General features: G+C 69.6%; 10 protein-coding genes and 1 pseudogene. 8 read left to right on the top strand and 3 right to left on the bottom strand.

Features of this window, described 5'->3' with window-relative positions; translation table 11 throughout:
• The first annotated feature begins 279 nt into the window (after positions 1-279).
• Both AB0I81_RS60020 and AB0I81_RS60015 read left to right on the top strand, forming a co-directional pair.
• Complete coding sequence (locus AB0I81_RS60020) at positions 280-4092, top strand: SGNH/GDSL hydrolase family protein (RefSeq protein WP_360678659.1); 3813 nt, start codon at positions 280-282, stop codon at positions 4090-4092.
• Positions 4093-4397: 305 nt separating this feature from the next.
• Positions 4398-4724, top strand: coding sequence for a hypothetical protein (locus tag AB0I81_RS60015; RefSeq protein WP_360678657.1), 327 nt, complete (start codon positions 4398-4400; stop codon positions 4722-4724).
• Positions 4725-5010: 286 nt separating this feature from the next.
• Here AB0I81_RS60015 and AB0I81_RS60010 read toward each other — a convergent pair whose 3' ends face one another.
• The gene (locus AB0I81_RS60010; RefSeq protein ID WP_360678655.1) at positions 5011-6021 is read right to left on the bottom strand and encodes a helix-turn-helix domain-containing protein; all 1011 of its coding nucleotides are present in this window, start codon (positions 6019-6021) and stop codon (positions 5011-5013) included.
• Between the two features lie 115 nt (positions 6022-6136).
• On the opposite strand from AB0I81_RS60010, the gene AB0I81_RS60005 reads away from it, so the two are divergent.
• From AB0I81_RS60005 to AB0I81_RS59980, 6 genes and pseudogenes are all read left to right on the top strand, one after another.
• Positions 6137-6271 carry a hypothetical protein gene (locus tag AB0I81_RS60005; RefSeq protein ID WP_360678653.1) on the top strand — a complete coding sequence of 45 codons (135 nt, stop codon included), beginning with the start codon at positions 6137-6139 and terminating at the stop codon, positions 6269-6271.
• A 585-nt stretch (positions 6272-6856) separates the two neighbouring features.
• Positions 6857-7390 (top strand): annotated as a pseudogene (locus AB0I81_RS60000) (hypothetical protein); the annotation flags it as partial.
• A gap of 86 nt (positions 7391-7476) precedes the next feature.
• Positions 7477-7713, top strand: a complete 237-nt coding sequence (locus tag AB0I81_RS59995; protein WP_360678661.1) for a hypothetical protein — start codon at positions 7477-7479, stop codon at positions 7711-7713.
• Entirely contained in the window at positions 7671-7874 is a 204-nt protein-coding gene (locus tag AB0I81_RS59990) for a hypothetical protein (protein ID WP_360678651.1), read from the top strand. Before AB0I81_RS59995 ends, AB0I81_RS59990 begins: the two co-directional genes overlap by 43 nt.
• Positions 7875-8351: 477 nt before the next feature.
• Positions 8352-11216 carry an AMP-binding protein gene (locus AB0I81_RS59985; protein WP_360678649.1) on the top strand — a complete coding sequence of 955 codons (2865 nt, stop codon included), beginning with the start codon at positions 8352-8354 and terminating at the stop codon, positions 11214-11216.
• Complete coding sequence (locus AB0I81_RS59980; RefSeq protein WP_360678647.1) at positions 11213-22120, top strand: type I polyketide synthase; 10908 nt, start codon at positions 11213-11215, stop codon at positions 22118-22120. Before AB0I81_RS59985 ends, AB0I81_RS59980 begins: the two co-directional genes overlap by 4 nt.
• 232 nt (positions 22121-22352) lie before the next feature.
• Here the strand turns inward: AB0I81_RS59980 and rfbB are convergent, their stop codons facing one another.
• Complete coding sequence (gene rfbB, locus AB0I81_RS59975; RefSeq protein WP_360678645.1) at positions 22353-23297, bottom strand: dTDP-glucose 4,6-dehydratase; 945 nt, start codon at positions 23295-23297, stop codon at positions 22353-22355.
• Entirely contained in the window at positions 23294-24169 is an 876-nt protein-coding gene (gene rfbA / locus AB0I81_RS59970; protein ID WP_360678643.1) for a glucose-1-phosphate thymidylyltransferase RfbA, read from the bottom strand. The genes rfbB and rfbA overlap by 4 nt, the downstream gene beginning before the upstream one ends.
• Positions 24170-24236 lie beyond the last annotated feature (67 nt).

Raw genomic sequence — 24236 nt, 5'->3', positions numbered from 1 at the left:
CTACCAGGAGCTTCTTGCTGTTACCGGTCGAACCACGGCATCGCGATCATGCTGTGACCAGGGCACTCGCCGCGGAGCCTGAAAAAGGTTCAGTGCTTCGTGATAGTCGGGCACGCGCAGCGGCGAGCGAAAGCGAAAGCTTTTGCGCTCTGCCCGCAATAGCTTCACCACCGCAAAACCCCTCCCCACACTTCTGTCCAGGGGCGAGCTGTGCCCTTGGAGGCTGGGGAGGCATATGTGAGACTGTTACGCAGGCGATGGAGAAGTGCTCTCGCCGCCATGATGTTCGCGGGCTCGCTGCCGGTCCTGCCTGTGCAAGCCGCGCCCGTTCCGCTCTCCGGCACAGCTGAGCCGCCACCTGTGGCGGCAGCGGTCCGCAATGCCACGCGAGAGCCTGTGGTAGACGCGATCGATCCAGGTGCCCGCGACGAGATGATGGGCGATGGCTGGCAGGCATCCAAGGACATGGCGTGGACTACCTCGGGCGATGCTGAGGGCCTGCACTTACTGGTTGCCGAGGCGAGGACGGGCTACGCGTGGCGCACCGCGGCGACGTTGACCGTACCGGGATTTGAGACTGACCGCTGGATCGGCAACGTCTGCCTGACCGGATCCGGACGGCGGGCGGTAGTCGTGTACGCGCCGCGCGAGTTCACCAACCGGGAGGAGTTGTTCCAGCGCGGCGGGTTCGCCGCTGTCGTGGATCTGGCCAAGGGCAGCGTGCGTCGGCTGGACGTTGGAGTGTCGTTGGCTTACCACAATCCAGGGTGCGGGGCCGATGAGCGGGTCGTGCTCAGCCAGTCCGGCGGGCAGCGACTGGGAGCCACGCGGCTGCACGTGCTGGACACCGTCACGGGGGAGTCTCTCGCCCGCCACGAGTTGGCGGGCCAGGTGACCGGGGCCGTACCGGTCGGTGACCGCATCGTGGCGGCAGGCGGCGAGGGCCTGCTGGAGGTGGGCCGCGACGGCAAGATCTCGTCCCGGGCCGAGGTCAAGGGGCTGCCATTCTCGCTGCGCCCCGACGCGGACGGCGGAATCAGTTTCCTGCGGGTGCATGACGAGCAGACCGCCGTCGCCGAACACCTGGCCGCGGGTGAACGCCAGACACGCGAGTTCGCGCGCGGGCCGCTCACCGATCTTGCCCTGGCGCCCGGTAGCGGTGGCAGGGCCTTTCTCACCGGCGAGCCAGCGCAGGTGACGGCGCTTCCTGATCACGTCACTCAGGTCCGGGCCGCCATGCGGGCCGAGGTGTCCACCACCGGTCGGATGTCACTGACGCATGACGGCTCGCATGCGGGACCGGGACAGTTGGTTCGGTTGCGTGGGCATCTGACAACGACCGGTGCGGTGGCGGACTTCAGGCTCCTGCCCGGCGGGGCGGCCACGAAGCCCGCGGGCACGAAGGGCGGCCAGGCGGGCGGTCGCGCTGCGATCGCCGCGGGCTCCCCCACTGATCCCGTCGACAGCCAGCGCACCTGTTCTATCGCCCGCAACGACTCGCGCCGACAGGTGATTCAGCCGCATTGGCGCCAGGTGGAGTGGGCCGCCAATCTGGCCGTGCAGGGCGCGTTGACTGTTCAGCGGCCCGCGAACTGGCATCAGTCGGGGTTGTCGGCCTGGTCGCCCCAGGGATTGTTCCCCTCGCGATCCCTGAAGGGCGGCGGTCGTGTGCCGGCGCAGATCATGCTGGGCATCCTGGCCCAGGAGTCGAATATGTGGCAGGCCTCCGGACGAGCGTTGGAGGGTGTCGCGGGCAACCCGCTTGTCGGTGACTATTACGGCAATCGCGAGACGCCGGATGGATGGACGGTCATCTGGGGCGAGGCGGACTGCGGGTACGGCGTGGCGCAGGTGACCGACGGGATGCGGGTGGGCCAGCGCAGCGAGACCTCGCAGCGGGCCATTGCCCTGGACTACGCCACCAACATCGCGGCCGGCCTGCAGATTCTGCAGGAGAAGTGGAACCATCTCTACGACCACGTCAAGATCAACAACGCTGATCCGTCTCGCATGGAGAATTGGTTCGCCGCCGTGTGGGCCTACAACACCGGCGTGCAGCCGGGCAGTCCCAGCATGGGCAACCCGACCGGCTGCAAGCCGGGCCCGGCTTGCACCGACCCGGATGGCAACTGGGGGCTGGGCTGGTCCAACAACCCGGTCAATCCCGACTACCCGGCCAATCGCCTGCCCTTCCTGGAGAACGACCCGGACGACGCGCGAACACCCAACCTCTGGCCCTATCCGGAGAAGGTCCTCGGCTGGGCCGCCTATCCCATCGTCAAAACCGACTGGCGTGACGACAGCTACGATGCCGGCTATTACCAGGCGTGGTGGACCGAGGACCTCCATCGCACGCAGGCCAAGCCGCCCCGTGGACTGTTCTGCAACGCCGGCAACCTGTGCGATGCGTCCAGGGCCCAGCCGTGCGGGTCGAACATCTACCACTGCTGGTGGCACCAGAACGCGACCTGGAAGTCCGACTGCGCCGCTACGTGCGGATATGAGAACCTGCGCTTCGAGCCGGGGACCGCGGAGCCACAGTTCGGTTCGGGGGGCCTGTTCGCCGAACATTATCCGCCCAACTGCGAGCCGTTCAGGGCTGGCGGCAGGGGTTCCAACACACTGCCGTCCAACGCGCTCATCATCGACGACGTCCCCGACTCGGTGCCGTCCGTACGCCCCAACTGCCCACGTACATGGACCAGCAAGGGCAGCTTCGCGCTCGACTTCGCCCCTGATCGCTTCGGCGCCTACCGGTCGAAGATCGACTTCCATCAGATCGGCGGCGGCTTCGGCGGGCACTTCTGGTTCACCCACACCCAGCAATGGTCCAACACGGCCCATCAGGTCACCGGCACATGGACGCTCGACCAGCAACTGCACGGCTGGGCACGCGTCCTGGTCCACCTGCCCGACCAGGGCGCACACACCCAGCAGGCGGTCTATACCGTCGACCTCGGCAACGGCAAGCGCAAGAAGCGGGCCGTGCTGCAGCGTGCGCAGGAACATCGCTGGGTGTCGCTGGGAGTCTTCGCCTTCGACGGCATACCCAAGGTCTCGCTGTCCAACCTGACCGACGACGGCGAATGGGTGGAGGACATCGCCTGGGACGCCATCGCCTTCCAGCCCCTGCCCGCCAAGCCACGCCACCTCATGGTCTCGCTCGGCGACTCCTACGCCTCAGGGGAAGGAGCCTCCACCGATGCTCGAACCGACTATTACGCCGAGACGGATGACGACGGTGACCGCGTCAAAGGCACCTACAACAACCCCAACTACACCTGGAAGTACGGCAACGCCTGCCACCGGTCCAAGCACTCCTGGCCCCGCATGGCCGTGGCCGCCGACCACACCCGCTCCCTGGGCGTCCGCCATGACAGCTGGGACGCCAATGTCGACCTGCAGCTCCACGCGTGCTCGGGAGCGGTGGCATCCAACATCGGCGGAGCCGGCCAGTTCCGCGAGCTCGGCCAGATCGCCAAGGGGTATCTGGACGAGAACACCACCTTGGTCACCCTGTCGATCGGCGGCAACGACGCGCGCTTCGTCCCCATCCTGCAATTCTGCGCCTCACCTGGTCAGGTAGCCTGTCCGGCGCAGATCATGCCGGGTGACACCGTGCCGCTGCGCGACAGCGAGCCCGCGCTCATCACCACCAAGGTCAAAGCCTCGGTCGTGGCGGAGATCACGGACATCGCCCGCGCCGCACCCAACGCCAAGATCGTCTTGATGGGCTATCCCATCCTGTTCGAGGACGACGCGAGCTGTGTCCCGTACATCGACCATGTCGAGGGATCTTGGCTGAACGAGATAGGCGCCCTGCTTTCCACCACGATGCGCGAGGCGGCGGCCCAGGCGGACGCAGCACTGCCGGACACCCAGGTGGTCTTCGCCGACCCGGTCCCGGACTTCCAGGGGAAAGCCGTGTGCGCCGAGCCGTCAGCGATCCACGGCATCATCCTCGACCGCACCCAGGGTGAAAGCCCGTCCTTCCCCGGGGTGATCTCACAGCAGTCCTTCCATCCCACGATCTGGGGAGCCGGAATCTTCGCCACCACGCTGAATCGGACGCTACGACAACTGGGCATGTAGCACCGGCGCGAAGAGGGAGCGCCCGTCGCCGTGGCCGCGCTCCTGCCGCCCCGCCCCCCGCACCGCAACCCCTTCTATGCCGCGCTCAACCGGGCGCTGCGCCACAGTGTCAACGATCTCGGAGGTATCACATGTCACGTCCGCTCATTCACCGCCACGCTGCCGCTGGCCTGACGGCCCTGCTCGCCATCCCGCTGTCTGTGGCTCTTTCCGCTGCTCCCGCTCAAGCCGCCACCACGTGCGCACGAGCGGCAGCGTCGCACAACACGATCTACCAGTCGCCCTGGCAAGTCTCGTCGTCGACGGTGGCGTCGAGGACGTACGACGGGCGCCGGGTCAGTGTCCAGCGCGGGTGGGCCTATGTAGCCGGAGGCGGCGGGGCCACGCAGGAAGTCGCCTTTGGCGCGCTGGTCAGCGCGGGCAAGCCGGTCGGCAACGCTGACGGGGTCAAGATGGAGATAACCACTGACGGCGGCAGCACCCACATCGACTGCACCGAGTCCCTGGTCCGCGGGTCGGAGAAGTACACCTGGTTCTACATCCCGCACCCCAACGACTCCAACTACCTGTTCCGGGCCTGCTACTACGTCGTGCAGACCGGGAGCAACCGGGCGTGTACCGGCTGGTGGTAACGCTGCTACGTGTCAGGTAGATGTGGCGGGCAGCCGGAGGGTCTCCCCCTCCGGCTGCCTCAGACCGGCAGGGCGATTCGTCGGCCTCCTCGGTTCGTCTCTCACGGGCAGCCCTGACGGGAATGGTGTTGACAGAATGGAGGCCGCCGACGACGCTCGCTCGGCGAACACGCCCGGGTACGGCACCGCCGTCGTCGGCTGCGAAGCGGGCGGGGTCGCGGGCCGCGAGGATGTGGCGTGCGACCGCGTCGACGGCCACCGATCGAGCCGCCGGCGCCCCGATCGTTTAGAAGGCGGACCCCTTGACCAGAGCGTCGCCAAGAGGCGAGCGGGTATGCAGCACGCGCTGGCCCTGACGGCTGGTATGGATCAGACCCGCTCTACGCAGCGCGGTGGCGTGTCGGCTGGCTGATGACGAGCTTGTGCTCAGCGCCGCGGCCAGGGCGGTGGTACTGAGCCCATCATCGATCGCCAGGAGCACTGCGGCGCGCACGGGACCGAGAAGATCCGACAGCGCGTGCAAGCGCTGTCGGGTTCTCTCCTCGCGCAGCTGCGGTTCCCACAGCTGTGCCCGGTTGATGGGGTAGGCAAGCACGGGTAGCAGCGCCCGGTCGGCGAGAGCGATGGGCTTGTGGATCCCGAAAAAGGTGGGGATCAGCAACAAGCCCCTGCCGTCCAAGTGAATGTCGGCCTCGACCGGATAGTCCACCCGCAAGATAGGCGGCTCCCACCGGGTCGATGGGTGCAGTCCCCGCAGCAACGCCTCGACCCCGTTCGTGGCCAGCATCTGCCGTCGCTGTGCGAGGTCCGCCTCGACGGCCGCCGAGAGTTCCTCGTCATACTGCGCTATCGCCACGGCATGGTAGCGGCGGATCGCGTTACCGAGCTGGGCCAGTACGCTCGCCTGACCGCCAGCGAGTGTGGCAAGCCAGGACGGGGGTTGCCGGTAGGTGGCGGCCAGGATCTGGATCTCAGCTCGCAGCCGTGCGCGGGGCGTGGCCAGCACGATGTCCAGGCTTGAGCCGAGGCCGGAAGGATGGGATGGGGGAGTGAGAAAGTCTGGGAAGTATGCCGCCGCGGGCATCAGTTCGGCCAGTTGACGCACTGTTGCCTCCAGGCCCGTCCTCTCGACCATGCTGATAGAGCTGCGTCTCCAGGTGGCGAAGAAGGGGACGTGCTGGGCGGGGAAGGCGAGCTGATGGATGCTTAAGACGATTTCCCACATCGCGTGGTAACCAGACGCGAGTCGGACCCGGGTCAAGTCCTGCTGACCAAAATGAAGGCGCAGCGTCTTCATGCGCTCCCTTTCGTGGTTGCCGGGACGATCGCCTACGGAGCGGCGTCGCCGCGTCCACCTGCTTGGTGGGGTACAGGATCCTGCGGGGGCATCGCGAGGCATCGAGCACAGCGAAATGACCGACACATCGACACAGTGGGACAGGCAGGAGGAGAGCGAGTACCAGCCGCTGCAGACGGACGCGCTGCCGGCGACAGCCCACCTTCAGGCGCGGAAGACCAGGTTGGCGACGGGCTGGGGCATGCGCTGAAGTCGGCGAAGAGCCTGAATAGCCCGGTTCTTGAACGGGCCGCACGTACATCCACACGACGTTGCTGTCGTGAGAGATGTCCCCTAGTAAAGGGCCGCCTCGTGGCCATGCGGCATCTGTGCGGCGCCGGTGCCCCCGCCGTTCAGCACGCCGAAGTACAGGTTGTTAGCTCCCGGGTTTCAGTGTCACCGTTTCAGCGATCTCCTCGTGCACGGGGGCTGCCGGGAGGCGTCCGGCGGGCGCAGTCTCGCGCAGTGGCTGACGCTTGTCCTGCCGTGGCGACGGCGGCCGAAAGAGACTGAGCCAGAGCACCTAGCACCGAGCCGCATCCGCATGGACTTCATTCGTTGACCTTTCGATGTGTGATCAGGAGATTGCTCCTCGCCACCCGACCAGTCGGCACACTCCGCTGAACGGGTTCGGCCCATGGCTGTGTTAAGTCTCGGCAGGCGAAGGATTGTCTAACAGCCCCCTTCACCAGTGCAGACAAAATTTCCCGGCACCCGAACGTCCGCATCGGGCCCGCTGCATGCTCCGTACTCCCTGCTACTGTCAAAGGATCTTGAGCGGGTCGGACCGGGAGACATGTCGGGTCGTCGCGAACAGCCACTGGATCCGGCCGGAGGGCCCATCGCCCGCTTCGCCTACGAGCTGCGCGAGTTACGCCAAGAGGCTGGCGGGCCGAAGTATCGGGCCATGGCGGGCCTTGCGCATTACTCTGCCGCCACGCTCGCACAGGCCGCAGCGGGAGATCGGCTGCCCTCGCTACCCGTTGCCCTGGCCTACGTCGAAGTCCGCGGTGGGGACGCCGAAGAATGGGGGCGTCGCTGGCATGAGGCCGGCCGGGAAGCACGCGACCAGGCGGCAGCTGAGGACCGGACCACCTCTCCCTATCTGGGGCTGGCCCGGTTTGAGCAGAGCGATCGCGACCTGTTCTTCGGCAGGGACGCGATGATCAAACGGATGACGGCATTGGTGCGCGACCATCGCGTGGTCATGCCCGTCGGCCCGTCGGGCGGCAAATCCTCACTGCTGCGAGCCGGCCTCATTCCGCATCTGCACGACGAACGGCCACGCTCGATCCACCTGCTCACACCAGGTCCGCACCCCCTTGCTCCTGCGGCGAGTTCACCGACGACGTCATCGTCGTCGACCAGTTCGAAGAGGTGTACACCCCTGTGCGACGACCCTGATGAGCAAAACGAATTCATCGACGCGCTGCTGGCCGCGGGCACGACGACGACAACAGGCGCATCGTCCTCGCCCTGCGCGCCGACTTTTTCAGCCACTGCGCGGAACATCCGGAGTTGGCCGCGACCGTCCGCGATTCCACCGTGCGACTCAGTCCGATGACCGAGGCCGAGCTACGCGAGGCGAGTGGGTCGAGCGGCCGCATCTGGTGGGTCGGCTGCCGGCGGCGGGCGGGGCCCGGCTGGTGGTGATCGCGGCTGCGGGCGGGTACGGCAAGTCGACGTTGCCGGCGCAGTGGCGGGCCGACGTGCGGGAGCAGCGGGCGCCGGCGTGGCTGTCGGTGGAGGGGCTGGGCCAGGATCCGGTACGGCTGTGGACGGGCGTCCTGGGGGCGGTCGGCCGGTCGGCTTGATCACCGCTTTTATATGAGCAACGGCCGGTGGGATGGAATGTGCGCTCGAAGTCGGGTCATTGTCGACACCATTTCTGGACGTTCTCGGGGTTGTCCGTAGTACGCCGTCCGCGGCTGAATCCTCGCTGCCTGGCGCGGCAAGCGTCTGCTGCGGTCAGCTAGGCCAAGACTGCATCTGACGTGCAATTCTCTATAGGCCAATGCGGAGGTAAAGCGGACGTGGGCCCAAATGCCTTAATCTGCAGCGCGGAGCCGGACTGTTGTCGTTGTATCTGGTCTGGTTGGGGCGTCGTGCCGACGGTGTCGTTCTTGTCTTCGGTTGCTGCGGCTACTTCACAGTCGTCGGCGTCCCGTTGTGGCGGTATGAAGGGTTCGGCCTGGGCGGACCGGGTGCGACGTTAGGGGCGGCTAGGGGTACAGCTGGGGCGGAGGCCCGGCTTAGCCTGAACTCCGCGCTGCCTAGGGAGATCGTCGATTATGCTGAATAACCGGCCGAGATACAACGGGACATTTATCCACGACTTTCTCGACCAAAGCGCCGCGGAGTTTTCCGAGTCGCCAGCGGTGAGGGACTCCACGGGGGTATGGACCTATCACGAACTGGATACGATCAGCCATGCGGTAGACCGCTGGCTGGACGACCGCGGCGTCGGCCCGGGCGTACGGGTGGTGGTGCACGCCCCCACCGACCGCCGGTTGGCCGCGCTGTTCTTCGGCGTATCGCGCCGCGGCGCCGTCTTCGTGCCGCTCAACCCGGCGATGAAGAGCTTTCACCTGCGTTCGGTGCTTGAGAACGCCGACCCCGCGCTGGTGATCGTCGAATCCGCCGGCGGGAAGCCCGACGCCGTGCGCGCACTCACCGGCGCACCGGTCCACGACCTCGAAGCGGTCTGGGCCGAGGTGACCGAGCTCGCGAGCGAGCGGGCGCGGGTGGCCGTACCGAGTGAGATCGACCCCGCGGACCTGGCCGCGCTGGTGTACACCTCGGGCAGTACGGCGGAGCCGAAAGCGGTGATCTGCCCCCACTCCCAGGTCTGCTTCGCCACCGTGGCGCTCGTCGAGGCGCTCGGCTACCGCCCGGACGACGTGGTCTTCTGCCGTTTCCCGATGTCCTGGGACTACGGGCTGTACAAGCTGCTGATGACCTGCGCCGTGGGCGCCGAGATCGTCTTCGCCGACGCGGGCGCCGACCTGCGGCTGGTCGATCAGCTCCGGAAGACCCGGGCGACGGTGGTGCCGATCGTGCCCTCGCTGGCCAACATGATCATCGCCTCGGCGCAGCGGAAGAGTGAGCCCACCGCCGGGGTGCGGTTGTTCACCAACACCGGCGCGGCGCTGCCCGCCACCACCATCGAGGCGCTGCGGACCCACTTCCCCGGCTCCCGGGTGATCCGCCAGTTCGGCCAGACCGAGTGCAAGCGCATCTCCGTCATGCCTCCGGAGGAGGAGCGGGAGCGTCCGGACTCCGTCGGAAAGCCGCTGGCCGGCACCGTCGTACACATCCTCGACCCCGACGGGAACCCGGTGCCGACCGGGACGACCGGGGAGATCGTGGTGACCGGCCCGCACGTGATGCCGGGGTACTGGCGCAACCCCGAAGTGAGCGCGAAGACCTTCCGCCGCGACCCGCGGACCGGGGAGCTGCGCCTGCACACCGGCGACTACGGCCGCCTCGACGATGACGGATACCTCTACTTCGACGGCCGGCGGGACGACATGTTCAAACGCAAGGGCATCCGGATGAGCACCGTGGAGATCGAGGCCGCGGCGCTCGACATCGCCGGGGTACGGGCGGCCGCCGCGCTGCCCCCCGACGGCGAGCACGATCTCGCGATCTTCGTCGAGGCCGCCAACGGGGCGGAGCTGGAACCCCACGCCGTCCTCCGCGAGCTGGCCGCCCGGCTGGAGCCGGCCAAGGTGCCCGCGGTCTGCCGGGTGGTCGTGGAGATCCCGCAGTCCGCGCACGGCAAGCACGCCCGCGACCAGCTGCGCCACCTGCACGCACAGGAAACCCGTCAGGCCACGCCCAACTCCGACGATTCCAAGCAGGCGGAGCCGCACCGGAAGGCGCCGGGGATCGACCGTGACGAGCTGGTACGCCGGTTCGGGTCCCCGCTCTACGTGTACGACCTGGACCGGGTCACGGCGGCGTACCGGGATCTGGCCGACTTCGTGCCGGAAGGCACGGCGATCTACTACGCGCTCAAGGCCAACCCGCACCCGGACGTGGCCCGCGCGCTGCGCACGGTCCCGGGCGGCGGCGCCCGTGCGGAGATCAGCTCCACCGGGGAGCTGGCCGCCGCGCTGGCCGCCGGGTTCACCGGCGCGGACTGCCTGTACACCGGGCCGGGCAAGACCGCGGGAGAGCTGGCCGAGGCGCTCGCCGCCGGGGTGCGGCTGTTCTCCGTGGAGTCGCTCACCGACCTCGAACACGTCGGCGCCGCGGCCACCGCGCAGGGCACCGTCGCGAAATGCCTGCTGCGCATCAACAGCGCCACCGCCTCCGCCGCCACCAGCATCCGGATGACCGGCACCCCCTCCCAGTTCGGCAACGACATGGAGGAGTTGCCCGCGCAGGTGGACGCGATGCGCGCGATTCCGGGCACCCGGATCGTCGGCGCCCACTTCTTCCCGCTCAGCAACACCGCGGACGAGGACGCCCTGATCGGCGAGTTCCAGCACACCGTGACGGTCGCCGCGGAGGTGCAGCGCATCCTGGGCGAACCGCTTGAGCTGGTGGATCTCGGCGGTGGGTTCTCCGCGCCGTACGGCGTGCCCGGTACCAGGCCCGGCTACCCGAACCTGCGCAAGGGCCTGGAAGAGGCGCTGGACCGGCACCTGCCGCAGTGGCGGGAAGGCCGGCCGAGCATCGCCTGTGAGTCCGGCCGGTACCTGGTGTCCGACAGCGGCGAGCTGCTCTGCACCGTGGTCAACGTCAAGGAGAGCCGGGGCCGCACCTTCGTCATCCTGGACGCGGGGATCAACGCGTTCGGCGGCATGTCCGGGCTCGGCCGGCTGCTCCCGACCCAGGTCAAGCCCACGCCACCGAACGGCGACACGCCGCACGCCCCCGGCCGCCGTGCCGCGCTGGCCGGGCCCCTGTGCACGCCCGGCGACCTGCTCGCCCGTGAGGTCGAACTGCCCGACCCGGCCCCCGGCGACCTGGTGACCATCCCGCACGCGGGCGCCTACGGCCTCACCGCCAGCCTGTCCCTGTTCCTCGGCCGCCCCGCGCCCACCGAAGTGGTGATCCGCGGGGACGAGATCGTCTCCGTCTCCCAGCTGCAACGTCAACGGGTCTACGACCCGCCGCTGAACCCCGACGACTCCCGGAGCGCATGATGGCAACCCCAGGCGAGCACGGCGTCCCTTCCGAGGCCGGGCTCGACGGCCTCGACCAGCTGCCCGCCGCGGAGCAGCTCCGGGTGCTCCTGGAACTGGTGCACCGGGAGACCAAGGAGGCGCTGCTCGGAGTGGAGGGCGGCGATCTGGTCGAGGTGACCTCCAGCCGGCCGTTCCGCGAGCTCGGCCTCGACTCGCTGGCCGCGGTGGACCTGCACGACCGGCTCGTCGATGCCATCGGCGTGACGCTGCCGATGACCCTGGCCTTCGACTACCCCACGCCCGCGCTGGTCGCCGAGTACGTCCGCGCCGCCGTACTCGGGCTGCCCGTGCCGGAGCCCGCCGGGGGCCGCGCGGAGGCCCTTGAGGCCGCGTCGGACGCCCACGACGACCCGATCGTCATCGTCGGCATCGGCTGCAAGTTCCCCGGCGGCGTCGAAACGGCCGAGGACCTGTGGCGAATCTTCGCCGAGGAACGCGAGGTGCTCGGCGAATTCCCCACCGACCGAGGCTGGGACCTGGAGAACCTCTTCGACCCTGACCCGGACTCCCCGGGCAAGAGCTACGTGGACCGCGGCGGCTTCCTGCCCGACGCGACCGGGTTCGACGCGGACTTCTTCGGCATCAACCCGCGCGAGGCCCTGGCCATGGACCCGCAGCAGCGGATGACGCTGGAAACCTGCTGGGCCGCGCTGGAGCACGCGGGCATCGACCCGACATCGCTGCGCGACCAGCCCGTCGGCTCGTTCTTCGGCGCCGAGGTGCACGAGTACGGCGTACGCGTGCACCAGGCGCCGGAGGGCCTGGACGGCTACCTGATGACCGGCAACGCGCCGAGTGTCGTCACCGGCCGGCTCGCCTATCTGCTCGGCCTGACCGGGCCGGCGATCACGGTGGACACCGCCTGCTCCGGCGCGATCGTCTCGCTGCACCTGGCCTGCGCCTCGCTGCGTTCGGGCGAGTCCTCCCTCGCCCTGGTCGGCGGGGTGGCGGTGATGGGCAGCCCGGGCATGTTCACCGCGTTCAGCCGGCAGCGCGGGCTGGCCCCGGACGGCCGCGTGAAGGCGTTCGCCGACGCCGCGGACGGCACCGCGTTCTCCGAGGGTGTCGGGGTGCTGGTGGTGGAGCGGCTGTCGGACGCCCGCCGCAACGGGCACCAGGTGCTGGCCGTGGTACGCGGCACCGCCATCAACCAGGACGGCAGATCCAACGGGCTGACCGCGCCGAGCGGTCCCGCGCAGCGCCGGCTCGTCCGGGACGCACTCGCGGCCGCCCGGCTGCAGCCCGCGGACGTGGACGCGGTCGATGCGCACGGCACCGGCACCGGGCTTGGTGACCCGATCGAGGCGCACGCGCTGCTGGCCACCTACGGGCAGGATCGGGAGACGCCGCTCTGGCTGGGCTCGGCCAAGTCGAACCTGGGGCACACCCAGGCGGCCGGTGGCATCGCCAGTGTGATCAAGATGGTCCTGGCGATGCGGCACGAACTGCTGCCCAAGACGTTGTACGTGGACGCGCCGTCGTCGAAGATCGACTGGTCCGGCGGGTCGGTGGAGTTGTTGACCGAGGCCCGGGAGTGGCCTCGGGTCGAGGGCCGGTCACGGCGTGCGGGGGTGTCGTCGTTCGGCATCTCCGGCACCAACGCTCATGTGATTTTGGAAGAGCCGCCCGTCGATGAGCCTTCGGCTGAGGAAGGGCCGGCTGAAACGGAAGGCACGGCCGTGCCGGTGCCTGTGGTGGTGTCGGCCAAGAATGAGGCGGCGTTGCGGGCGCAGGCCGGTCGGCTGGCCGAGTTCGTGGCCGGGCATGACGCGGCTGGTCCGGTGGAGGTGGCAGCCGGGCTGACGCGCCGGGCGGCCCTGGAGTACCGGGCGGTGCTGCCGGCGTCGGACCGGGACGGTCTGCTGACCGAACTGCGGGCCCTCGCGGCTGGCGAGTCGGAGTCGGTGGTCGGTCGGGTGCGGCCGGGCCGAGTAGCGGTCTTGTTCTCCGGTCAGGGCGCTCAGCGGTCCGGAATGGGTCGGGAGCTGTGTGCGGCATTCCCGGTGTTCGCCCAAGCCTTCGATGAGGCGTGCGCGCTCCTGGAGGCCGAACTCACCGACGTTTCCGAACTGGCCGGTGGGTTGAGCCTGCGGGAGATCATCCTCGGTGATGCCGGTGGGGCGCTGGATCAGACGGTGTTCACGCAGGCCGGGTTGTTCGCGGTGGAGACGGCGCTGTTCCGGTTGCTGGAATCGTTCGGGGTCCGGCCCGATTATGTGGCCGGTCATTCGATCGGTGAGATCGCCGCGGCGCATGTGGCCGGGGTGCTGGAGTTGGGCGACGCGTGCCGGTTGGTGGCCGCCCGTGGCCGGTTGATGCAGGCGCTGCCCGCTGGTGGTGCGATGGCCGCGATCGGTTGCGGCGAAGACGAGATCGCCCCGGTGCTGGCTGGGTTCGACCAGGTGGCGGTAGCCGCGGTGAACGCGCCCGGCGCGGTGGTCGTCTCCGGCGCATCCGACCAGGTTTCCGAGGTCGTGGAGTGGGCGCGGCAACAGGGGCACCGCACCCGGCAACTACGGGTGTCGCATGCCTTCCACTCCCCGTTGATGGAACCGATGCTGGCCGAGTTCGAGCAGATCGTAGCGGGACTGACGCTGCGCCGTCCGGAACTGCCGCTGATATCCAACGTCTCGGGCGAACTGGCCGGCGAGGAGATCACCCAGCCCGGCTACTGGGTCGAGCACGTGCGACGGCCGGTCAGGTTCGCCGACACCGTCACCACCCTGCGCGGACACGGCGTCAGCTGCTTCATCGAAGCAGGCCCGGACGCCCAGCTCGCCCCCATGATCGAACAAACCCTCGCCCGGCACGACGGCGAAGAATCCACAGTGGCGGCGTTGCTGCGCCGCGACCGGGACGAAACCGCCCAACTGATCACCGGACTGGGCCAGGCTTGGACCAGCGGCACCGACGTGAACTGGACCGCGTGGAGACCGGCCAGCCCCGGCCACCTGGAACTGCCCACCTACCCCTTCCAGCATCGCCGCTACTGGCTGCAGCCCGCCCCGACCGGTGATCCGGCCGCGCTTGGTCTGGGCGACGCCGATCACCCGATCTTGGGTGCGGTGGTGAACCAGCCCGACGGCGGGGCCATCCTGACCGGCCGGTTGTCGGTCACCGCTCAGTCCTGGCTGGCCGATCACGCCATCAACGCCACCCCCATCCTCCCCGGCACCGCCTTCGTCGAACTGGCCCTACGCGCCGGCGACCAGGTCGGCTGCCCGACCGTTGACGAACTCACCCTGCACAGCCCCCTGGAGCTACCGAGCCGGGGCCAGGTGACGATCCAGGTGGTCGCCGGCAAATCCGCCGCTGACGGGCGGCGGCCCGTGGAGATCCACTCCATCGGCGAAGAGGGTGTCTGGCTGCAACACGCCACCGGCTTCCTCTCCCCCGCCCAGGCTCCTGCCCCGACGGCGGCACACGAGTTCGCCGACTGGCCCCCGCCGGGCGCGGAACCGCTCGACGTCACCAACCTTTACCCGGCGATGGCCGACCGTGGCTACGGCTACGGCCCCGCTTTCCGTGGCCTCACCCGAGCCTGGCGTCGCGGCGATGAGGTGTTCGTCGAGGTGGCGTTGGCCGACGGGATGGAGGCGACGGGCTTCGGCGTACACCCGGCGTTGCTCGACATGGCCCTGCACGCCACCGACCTGCTGCCCGGCCACGACCAGGACACGGCGTTGCCGTTCGCCTGGCGTGGGGTGTCACTGCATGCCGACGGGGCGCGTGCGGCGCGGGTCAGGCTGAGCCAGGACGACGAGTCCGGGGTTCGGCTCGACCTCGCCGACCCTGCGGGCCAGCCGGTGGCCTCGGTGACGTCACTGGCTTACCGCGCAGTGCCCGCGCAGTGGTCGAGCTCGCGCTCGGCGGCACACCAGTGGCTGTACGAGGTGGTGTGGCGGCCGGTGGACGTGACGGTGTCCTCCGGCGACATCGGCGCGGACCTGGTGATCGACGCCACCGAGTGGGCCAGGGCCGGAGCTGACGACAACGAGCTGCTGGACCGCCTGCGCAGTGGCGTGGGCTCGGTGCTGGCCCGCTTGCAGGAGTCGCTGACTCGTGAAGACGCCCGGTTGGTGGTGGTGACCCGTGGTGGGGTCGCCGCCGACGGCGGGCAGGTGGATCCGCTTCAGGCCGCGGTCGTCGGGTTGGTACGTGCGGCGCAGGCCGAGAATCCGGGCCGGATCACACTGGTCGATCTGGAGACGGCACCTGGTGAGGCGGCGCTTGCCGACTCGGTGGCGGCGGCACTGGCTTCCCGTGAGCCGGAGGTGGCGCTGCGCGGCGGCCGGGTGTGGACACCGCGTCTGGAGCGGGTGACGTCGCCCGGTTCGGAAGAGGAGCCCGTGGCGGGCTGGCCGACCGATGGGACCACGTTGATCACCGGTGGTACCGGTGGGCTGGGTGCGTTGACGGCCCGGCATCTGGTGGCCGAGCACGGGGTGCGGCATCTGCTGCTGGTCTCCCGCCGGGGTCTGGACGCCCCGGGCGCCGCCGAGTTGCGCGATGGGCTGGCCGGGCAGGGCGCCGAGGTCACCGTGGTCGCGTGTGATGTGGCGGATCGGGACGCGCTGGCGGTGTTGCTGGCGGAGATCGATGAGGCGCAGCCGTTGCGGGCGGTGGTGCACGCGGCGGGCGTGGTGGACGACGGAGTGATCACGTCGCTGTCGGCTGCGCAGGTGGAGACGGTGTTGCGGCCGAAGGTGGACGCGGCCTGGCATCTGGACGAGCTGACCCGTGATGGGGAGCTGGCCCGGTTCGTGGTGTTCTCCTCGCTGGCCGGCGTGGTGGATGGGGCCGGGCAGGGCAATTACGCGGCGGCGAACGCGTTCGTGGATGCGTTGGCGGTGGCGCGGGCCGCGGCCGGTTTGCCGGCGGTGTCGCTGGCGTGGGGACCCTGGTCGGAAGAGCGCGGCATGGCCGGGCGGATCGGCGCGCGTGATGAGGCGCGGATGCGGGCGGCCGGTGTGCTGTCGCTGACCGGGGATCAGGGTCTGGCTTTGCTGGATGCCGGTGTGGGTGCGGGCCGGCCGCATCTGGTGCCGGCCCGGTTCGATCCCGGCGCGCTGGGACGGCGTGGAGCTGATCTGCCGGCGCTGCTGCGGGCGCTGGCCGGTCCCCTCGCGCGGCGCAGCGCTGACTCCTCGGGTACGGCTGAGCCGGCCGACCCCGCCGGGGGGTCGGGGCTGGTGGCGGCGCTGGCGCAGTTGTCGGCACCGCAGCGGCAACGGCAGCTGCTGGACGTGGTGTGCGGTCAGGCTGCGGCCACGCTGGGCCATGACAGTGCGCAGGCGATCGAGGCGGATCGGCCGTTCCAGGACTTCGGGTTCGACTCACTGACCGCGGTGGAGTTGCGGAACCGGTTGCAGACGGTGACCGGGCTGCGGCTGAGCCCGACGCTGGTGTTCGATCACCCAAGCCCCCGCGCGCTGGCGACGCATCTGGATACCGCCCTGTCCGGAACGGTGGTCCGCCGTCCGGTACAGGCTGTTGCGTCGGGCGACTCTGCGGGCGATGGCGATCTGATCGCCGTGGTCGGGATGGCCTGCCGGTTCCCCGGTCAGGTCACCAGTCCCGAAGAGCTCTGGCAGTTGTTGATCGACGATCGTGACGGGGTCACTGACTTCCCGACCGACCGAGGCTGGGACATTTCCGGCATCTACGACCCGGAGCCCGGCAAACAGGGTCGCACCTACACCCGGCAGGGCGGGTTCCTGCACGACGCGGCGTACTTCGACCCCGCTCCGTTCGATATCGGCCCGCGTGAGGCCACCGCCATGGACCCGCAGCAGCGGTTGCTGCTCGAAGCGTCCTGGGAGGCCCTGGAGCGCGCCGGCATCGACCCGTCCGGGCTGCGCGGCACCCCGACCGGGGTGTTCGCCGGAGTGATGTACCACGACTGGGGCACCCGGCCTGGCCAGGTACCGGAGGAGTATGCCGGTTACCTGGGCAACGGCAGCCTGGCCAGCGTGGTGTCCGGGCGAGTGTCGTACGCGTTCGGTCTGGAAGGGCCGGCGGTTTCGGTGGACACGGCGTGTTCGTCGTCGCTGGTGGCGCTGCACCTGGCGGCACAGGCGCTGCGTGCCGGGGAGTGTGACTTGGCACTCGCCGGTGGAGTGACGGTGATGTCCACGCCGGACACCTTCACCGACTTCGGCCTCCAGCGAGGGTTGGCCGCTGACGGGCGGTGCAAGTCGTTCGCCGATGCGGCCGACGGGGTCGGCTGGGGCGAGGGCGTGGGTGTGCTGGTGGTGGAGCGGCTGTCGGACGCCCGGCGTCGTGGGCACCGGGTCCTGGCGGTGCTGCGTGGCAGCGCGGTCAACCAGGACGGTGCGTCGAATGGCCTGACCGCTCCCAATGGTCCTTCGCAGGAGCGGGTGATCGAGGCGGCGCTGGCTTCGGCAGGACTCGGTCCTGCCCAGGTGGATGTGGTTGAAGGCCACGGCACCGGCACCTCGCTGGGTGACCCGATCGAGGCGCAGGCGCTGCTGGCCGCCTACGGCCAGGACCGCCCATCGCCGTTGTGGCTGGGTTCAGTGAAGTCGAACCTGGGTCACACTCAAGCGGCGGCCGGGGTGGCCGGTGTGATCAAGATGATCCTGGCGATGCGGCACGAGACGCTGCCCAGGACCCTGCACGTGGACGCGCCGTCGTCGAAGGTCGACTGGTCCGGCGGAGCGGTGGAGCTGCTGACCCGGCACCAGCCCTGGCCGCAGGACGCGGACCGGCCGCGCCGGGCAGGGGTGTCGTCGTTCGGCATCTCCGGCACCAACGCCCATGTGATTCTGGAAGAGCCGCGGGCCGAGGAAGAGCAGGACAACGGCACGACCGCAGGCGGCAACGCGCCGGTTCCGGTGGTGGTGGCGGCCAAGAGCCAGGCGGCGTTGCGGGCGCAGGCCGGACGGCTGGCCGGGTTCATGACCGAGCACGAGGCGGCCGGTCCGGTGGAGGTGGCCGCCGGGATGACGCGCCGGGCGGCCCTGGAGTACCGGGCGGTGCTGCCGGCGTCGGACCGGGAAGCTTTGCTGGCCGAACTGCGGGCCCTGGCGGCTGGCGAGTCGGAGTCGGTGGTCGGTCGGGTGCGGCCGGGCCGGGTGGCGGTGTTGTTCTCCGGCCAGGGCGCGCAGCGGCCTGGGATGGGTCGCGAGCTGTATGCGGCGTTCCCGGTGTTCGCCCAAGCCTTCGACGAGGCGTGCGCGCTCCTGGAGGCCGAACTTACCGACGCTTCCGAACTGGCGGGTGGCTTGAGCCTGCGGGAGATCATCTTCGGCGACGCCGGCGGGGCGCTGGATCAGACGGTGTTCACGCAGGCCGCGCTGTTCGCGGTCGAGACGGCGCTGTACCGGCTGCTGCAATCGCTGGGCATCCAACCCGATTACGTCGCCGGTCACTCCATCGGCGAAATCACTGCGGCGCATGTGGCCGGGGTGCTGGAACTGGCCGATGCCTGCCGGTTGGTAGCCGCACGCGGCCGATTGATGCAGGCGCTGCCCGCTGGTGGCGCGATGGCCGCGATCGGCTGCGGCGAAGACGAGCTCGCGCCAGTGCTGGCCGACTACGACCAGGTGGCGGTAGCCGCGGTGAACGCGCCCGGCGCGGTGGTCGTCTCCGGCGCGTCCGATCAGGTCGCCAAGGTCGTGGAGTGGGCTCAGCGGCAGGGGCACCGGACCCGGCAGCTGCGGGTGTCGCATGCCTTCCACTCGCCGCTGATGGAACCGATGCTGGCCGAGTTCGAGCAGGTCGTAGCGGGACTGACGCTGCGCCGTCCGGAGCTGCCGCTGGTGTCCAACGTCTCAGGTGACCTGGCCGGTGAGGAAATCACCCAGCCCGGCTACTGGGTCGAGCACGTACGGCGGCCGGTGCGGTTCGCTGACACCGTCACCACCTTGTCCCGAAATCAGGTCGGTTGTTTCATCGAGGTCGGCCCGGACGCGCAGCTGGCCCCCATGATCGAACAAACCCTCACCGGGCACGACGGCGAAGAGCCCACGGTGGTGGCGTTGCTGCGCCGCGACCGGGACGAGACCGCCCAGCTGATCACCGGACTGGGCCAGGCTTGGGCCAGCGGCACCAGCGTGGACTGGACCGCCTGGCCGGCCTGGACCACCAAGGTCGGCGACCTGAACCTGCCCACCTACGCCTTCCAGCATCGCCGCTACTGGTTGCAGCTCGCCTCGACCGGCGACCCGGCCGCGCTCGGCCAGGCCGCCGCCGATCACCCGATCTTGGGTGCGGTGGTGGAGCAGCCCGACGGCGGGGCCATCCTGACCGGCCGACTGTCGGTCACGGCTCAGTCCTGGCTGGCTGACCACGTCATCAACGCCGTCCCGATCCTGCCCGGCACCGCCTTCGTCGATCTGGCCCTGCGCGCCGGCGAACAGGTCGGCTGCCCGACCATCGACGAACTCACTTTGCAGGCCCCGCTGCCCATCCCCGACCCCGGTGACACCAACAGCGGCACCGTCGTACAGGTCACCGTGAGCGCACCGGACGAGGACGGCCGACGCCAGATCGGCATCCACTCCAAGGACCACCACGGACAGTGGACCCGGCACGCGACCGGCGCGCTCACCCCCACCGTCCCCCAGGGCACCCCTGCGGACCTGGGCCACACCTGGCCACCGCCGGACGCCCAGCCGCTGGACACCACCGGTTTGTACGACCGGCTGGTCGATCACGGCTACGGCTACGGCCCGTCCTTCCACGGTCTCACCCGAGCCTGGAAACACGGTGACGACCTCTACGCCGACATCATCCTTCCCGAAGAAGCCGGACAGACCAGCCGATACGGCCTGCACCCCGCCCTCCTCGACGCCGCGATGCACGTGGACCTGGTGGCCGGGCCGAAGGCGACGCTGATCCCGTTCAACTGGAACGGCGTCACCCTGCACGCCGCCGGCGCCGACGCGGTGCGGGTACGGCTGCGCCGGCTGGACGGTGACGAGGTCACCCGGCTGGACCTGGCCGACTCCGAAGGTCAGCCGGTGGCCACGGTGGAGACGGTGGTGTCCAGGCCGGTCCAGGCCGAGCAGCTGGCACAGGCCCGCCCGGCCTCGGATTCGCTGCTCGCGGTGACGTGGCGGCAGGTCCAGCCGTCCGGTCCCCTCGGCGCGGTGGACGCCTCCGACGCGCTCGTCATCGACGCCACCGGTGTCGCCGGCGAAGCCTCGGGCGGCGATGTGCCGGATCGGGTGCGGCGTACCCTGCGTCCGGTGCTCACCGGCCTGCAGAACTGGTCGGACGAGGCGAACACCAGGCCGGCAGTGGTGATCACCCGGGGTGCCGTGGCGGTGCGTGACGCCGAGGCGCCGGACCCGGCGCGGGCCGCAGTCTGGGGCCTGGTGCGGGCCGCCCAGGAGGAGAACCCCGGCCGGATCATCCTGGTCGACCTGGATCCGGGCGGCGACCTGGCAGACGGCGCACGCGTCGCCCCAGCCACCGGCAAACCCGACCTGGCGAACGGCGCACGCGTAATCACCGGCGAGCCCGATCTGGCGGACGGCGTACGTGTCGCCCTGGCGACCGGCGAGCCCGAGCTGGCGATCCGTGACGGCAGGCCGTGGGTGCCGCGGCTGACCCGCGCCGCAGCCGTTGAGCCGTCCGACACGGCCTGGCCGGCCGACGGGACCACGCTGATCACCGGCGGCACCGGCGGGCTGGGCGCCCTGATGGCCCGGCACCTGGTGGCCGAGCACGGCGTGCGGCGTCTGCTGCTGGTCTCCCGCCGGGGCCTGGACGCCCCCGGGGCGGCCGAGTTGCGCGATGAGCTGAGCGGGCTGGGCGCCGAAGTCGCGGTGGCCGCCTGTGATGTGTCCGATCGGGACGCCCTCACCGTACTGCTGGAGGAGATCCCCGACAGCCACCCCCTGCGCGCGGTGGTGCACACCGCGGGTGTGGTGGCCGGCGGCGTGCTCGGCACGCTGACGGAGGAAGGGCTGGACCGGGTGCTGCGGCCCAAGGCGGATGCCGCCTGGCACCTGCACGAACTCACCCGGAAACATGACCTCACCCACTTCGTGCTGTTCTCCTCCGCCGGCGGAATGGTGCTCGCCGCCGGGCAAGGCGACTACGCGGCGGCCAACGCCTTCCTCGACGCGCTCGCCGCGGATCGTGCTGCCGCCGGGCTGCCCGCCACCTCGCTGACCTGGGGAATGTGGGCGGTGGACACCGGGCTCGGCGGGCCGCTGCAGGACACCGACCTGGCCAGGGTGAGCAGGCTCGGCATACCGGCGATCTCCGCGGAGACCGGGCTGGCGCTGTTCGACGCGGCGCTGCGTGTGCCCGCGCCGGTGCTGGCGCCGATCCGGCCGGACGTCCGCGCGCTGCGGGCCCGTGGCGACGATCTGCCCGCGCTCCTGCGGGACCTCGTGGGCACGCGCCGTACCACCACCGTGGCGGCGGCACGGGCCAACGGGTCGGACGGCGCGGCCGGGCTGCGGGAGCGGCTGGCCGGGCTGCCTGCCCGGGAGCGGGACCGCATGTTGCTGGAGCTGGTCCAGGCGGAGGCCGCGGTGGCGCTCGGGCACGACAGCGCGGACATGATCGACGCCGAGCGCGGCTTCGTTCAGCTCGGCTTCAGCTCCCTGGCCGCCGTCGAGCTGCGGAACCGGCTGCGCGGGCGGACCGGGCTGCCGCTGCCCGCCACGCTCGCCTTCGACCAGCCGAACGCCACCGCGGTCGCCCGGTACCTGGCCGAGCGGCTGGCCCCGGCTGAGCCGGAGGCTCCCGAGCCTCTGCCCTCCGCGGTGGAGGACGACCGGCTCGCCGCGGCCTCCACGGAGGACGCCGAGCGGATCGCGGCGGCTTCTGCTGAGGAACTGTTCGAGATGCTCGACCAGGAGCTGGGCGGCGACGTGTAGCCGAGGTACTCGGAACCGGGCGTCGGGTCACCCGCAGAGAAGGCGGGTGACCCGGCGCCCGGTTTTCATGCGGGGAGGGACCACTTGTTCACGATCCGCTGTCAGCCCTGAAATTCGCCCGATACCCCGGGTGCACGGTCACACGTCAAAGAAGAAGGGGATCATACGGGTCCGTATGATCCCCTTCTTCGGTGTTATGCGAGGTCAGCGGCGGTAACCCCTACGTGAACCCCTATGCGCTCTCCCACCAGGAGCGGTTGTTCCGGTACCACTCGACCGTCTCGGCCAGGCCCTTCTCGAAGTCCACTGCCGGGTGGTACCCCAGCTCAACGCGGATCTTGGTGTCCTGGACGGAGTAGCGGCGGTCGTGGCCCATGCGGTCCTCGACGAACTCCACGCGCCCCCATCCGGCGCCACAGGCCCTCAGGAGCAGTTCGGTCAGCTCGCGATTGGTCAGCTCGGTGCCGCCGCCGATGTTGTAGACCTCTCCCGGCCGGCCGCCCTGCCGTACCAGCTCGATTCCCGCGACGTGGTCGGTCACGTGGAGCCAGTCGCGCGAGTTCAGGCCGTCCCCGTACAGCGGGACCTTGCCGCCGTCGAGGAGGGTGGTGACGAACAGCGGGATGACCTTCTCGGGGAACTGGTACGGCCCGTAGTTGTTGGAGCAGCGGGTCACCCGCACGTCCAGCCCGTACGTCCGGTGGTAGGCGAGGGCGAGCAGGTCGGCCGACGCCTTCGACGCCGAGTACGGCGAGTTGGGCGACAGGGGCTCCTGCTCGCCCCAGGAGCCTTCGAGGATGGAGCCGTACACCTCGTCGGTCGAGACGTGCACGAACGTGCCGAGCCCGTGCTCGACCGCCGCCGCGAGCAGCGTGTACGTCCCCGTCACGTTGGTGCGGACGAACTCCCCCGCACCGCTGATGGACCGGTCGACGTGAGACTCGGCGGCGAAGTGCACGACCTGATCGTGCGCGGCCACCAGCTCGCCGACGAGGCCGGCGTCACAGATGTCGCCCTCCACGAACGTGAAGCGGCCGTCTGCGGGCTCCAGGTTGGCCAGGTTGCCGGCGTAGGTGAGCTTGTCGAGGACCGTCAGCGTGCAGTCGCGCCGCTCGGCCAGGGTACGGACGTATTGGGAACCGATGAAACCGGCGCCGCCGGTGACCAGGATTCTCATTGCGTGTAACTACTCGCGATGCTCATCACGTACTGGCCGTAGCCGGACTGCGACTGCTCGGCTCCGAGCCGGTAACACTGCTCCGCGTCGATGAAGTCCATGCGGAGCGCCACCTCCTCCAGGCAGGCGATGCGTACGCCCTGGCGTTGTTCGAGGGTCTGCACGTACTGGCCCGCCTGGAGCAGGGTCTCCGGCGTACCGGTGTCCAGCCAGGCGAATCCTCTGCCGAGATCCACCAGTTTCGCCTTGCCCTGCCGTACGTAGGCCAGGTTCACGTCGGTGATCTCCAGCTCGCCACGATCGGACGGCTTGAGATTCTTGGCGATGTCGATGACGTCGTTGTCGTAGAAATACAGGCCGGTGATGGCTCTGTTGGAGAGCGGCTTCGCCGGTTTCTCCGCTATCGAGACCAGGCGCCCGCTCTCGTCGGTCACCCCGACTCCGTATGCGCCGGGATCGCTCACCGGATACCCGAACAGCACGCACCCGTCCACGTCCTTAACGTTCTCTTCCAGCACGTCCGAGAAGGAGGGCCCGTGGAAGATGTTGTCGCCGAGGATCAGCGCGGCCGGGCCGCTCCCGATGTGGGAGGAGCCGAGGAGAAACGCCTGGGCTATCCCGTCCGGCGATTCCTGGGAGACGTAGGAGATGTTCAGTCCGAAGCGGGAGCCGTCGCCCAGCAGCCGGGCGAAGTTCGACACCTGGTCGGGCGAGGAAATGAGGAGGATATCCCTGATTCCGGCCAGCATGAGCACCGATATTGGATAATAGATCATCGGCTTGTCACTCACCGGGAGCAGCTGTTTGGAGACCGCGGCGGTTATCGGGTGCAGCCGCGTTCCCCGACCTCCCGCGAGAACGATTCCTTTCACGGCCTATTACCTCTCTGCAGCGTGGAAATGTCCCGAGGATAAGTGGAAGTATCACGAGGCTAAGCAG

Source organism: Nonomuraea sp. NPDC050404 (genome assembly GCF_040655495.1).
In the GTDB taxonomy this organism is placed as follows: Bacteria; Actinomycetota; Actinomycetes; order Streptosporangiales; family Streptosporangiaceae; genus Nonomuraea.
This window is presented reverse-complemented; position numbering and strand designations above follow the sequence as displayed.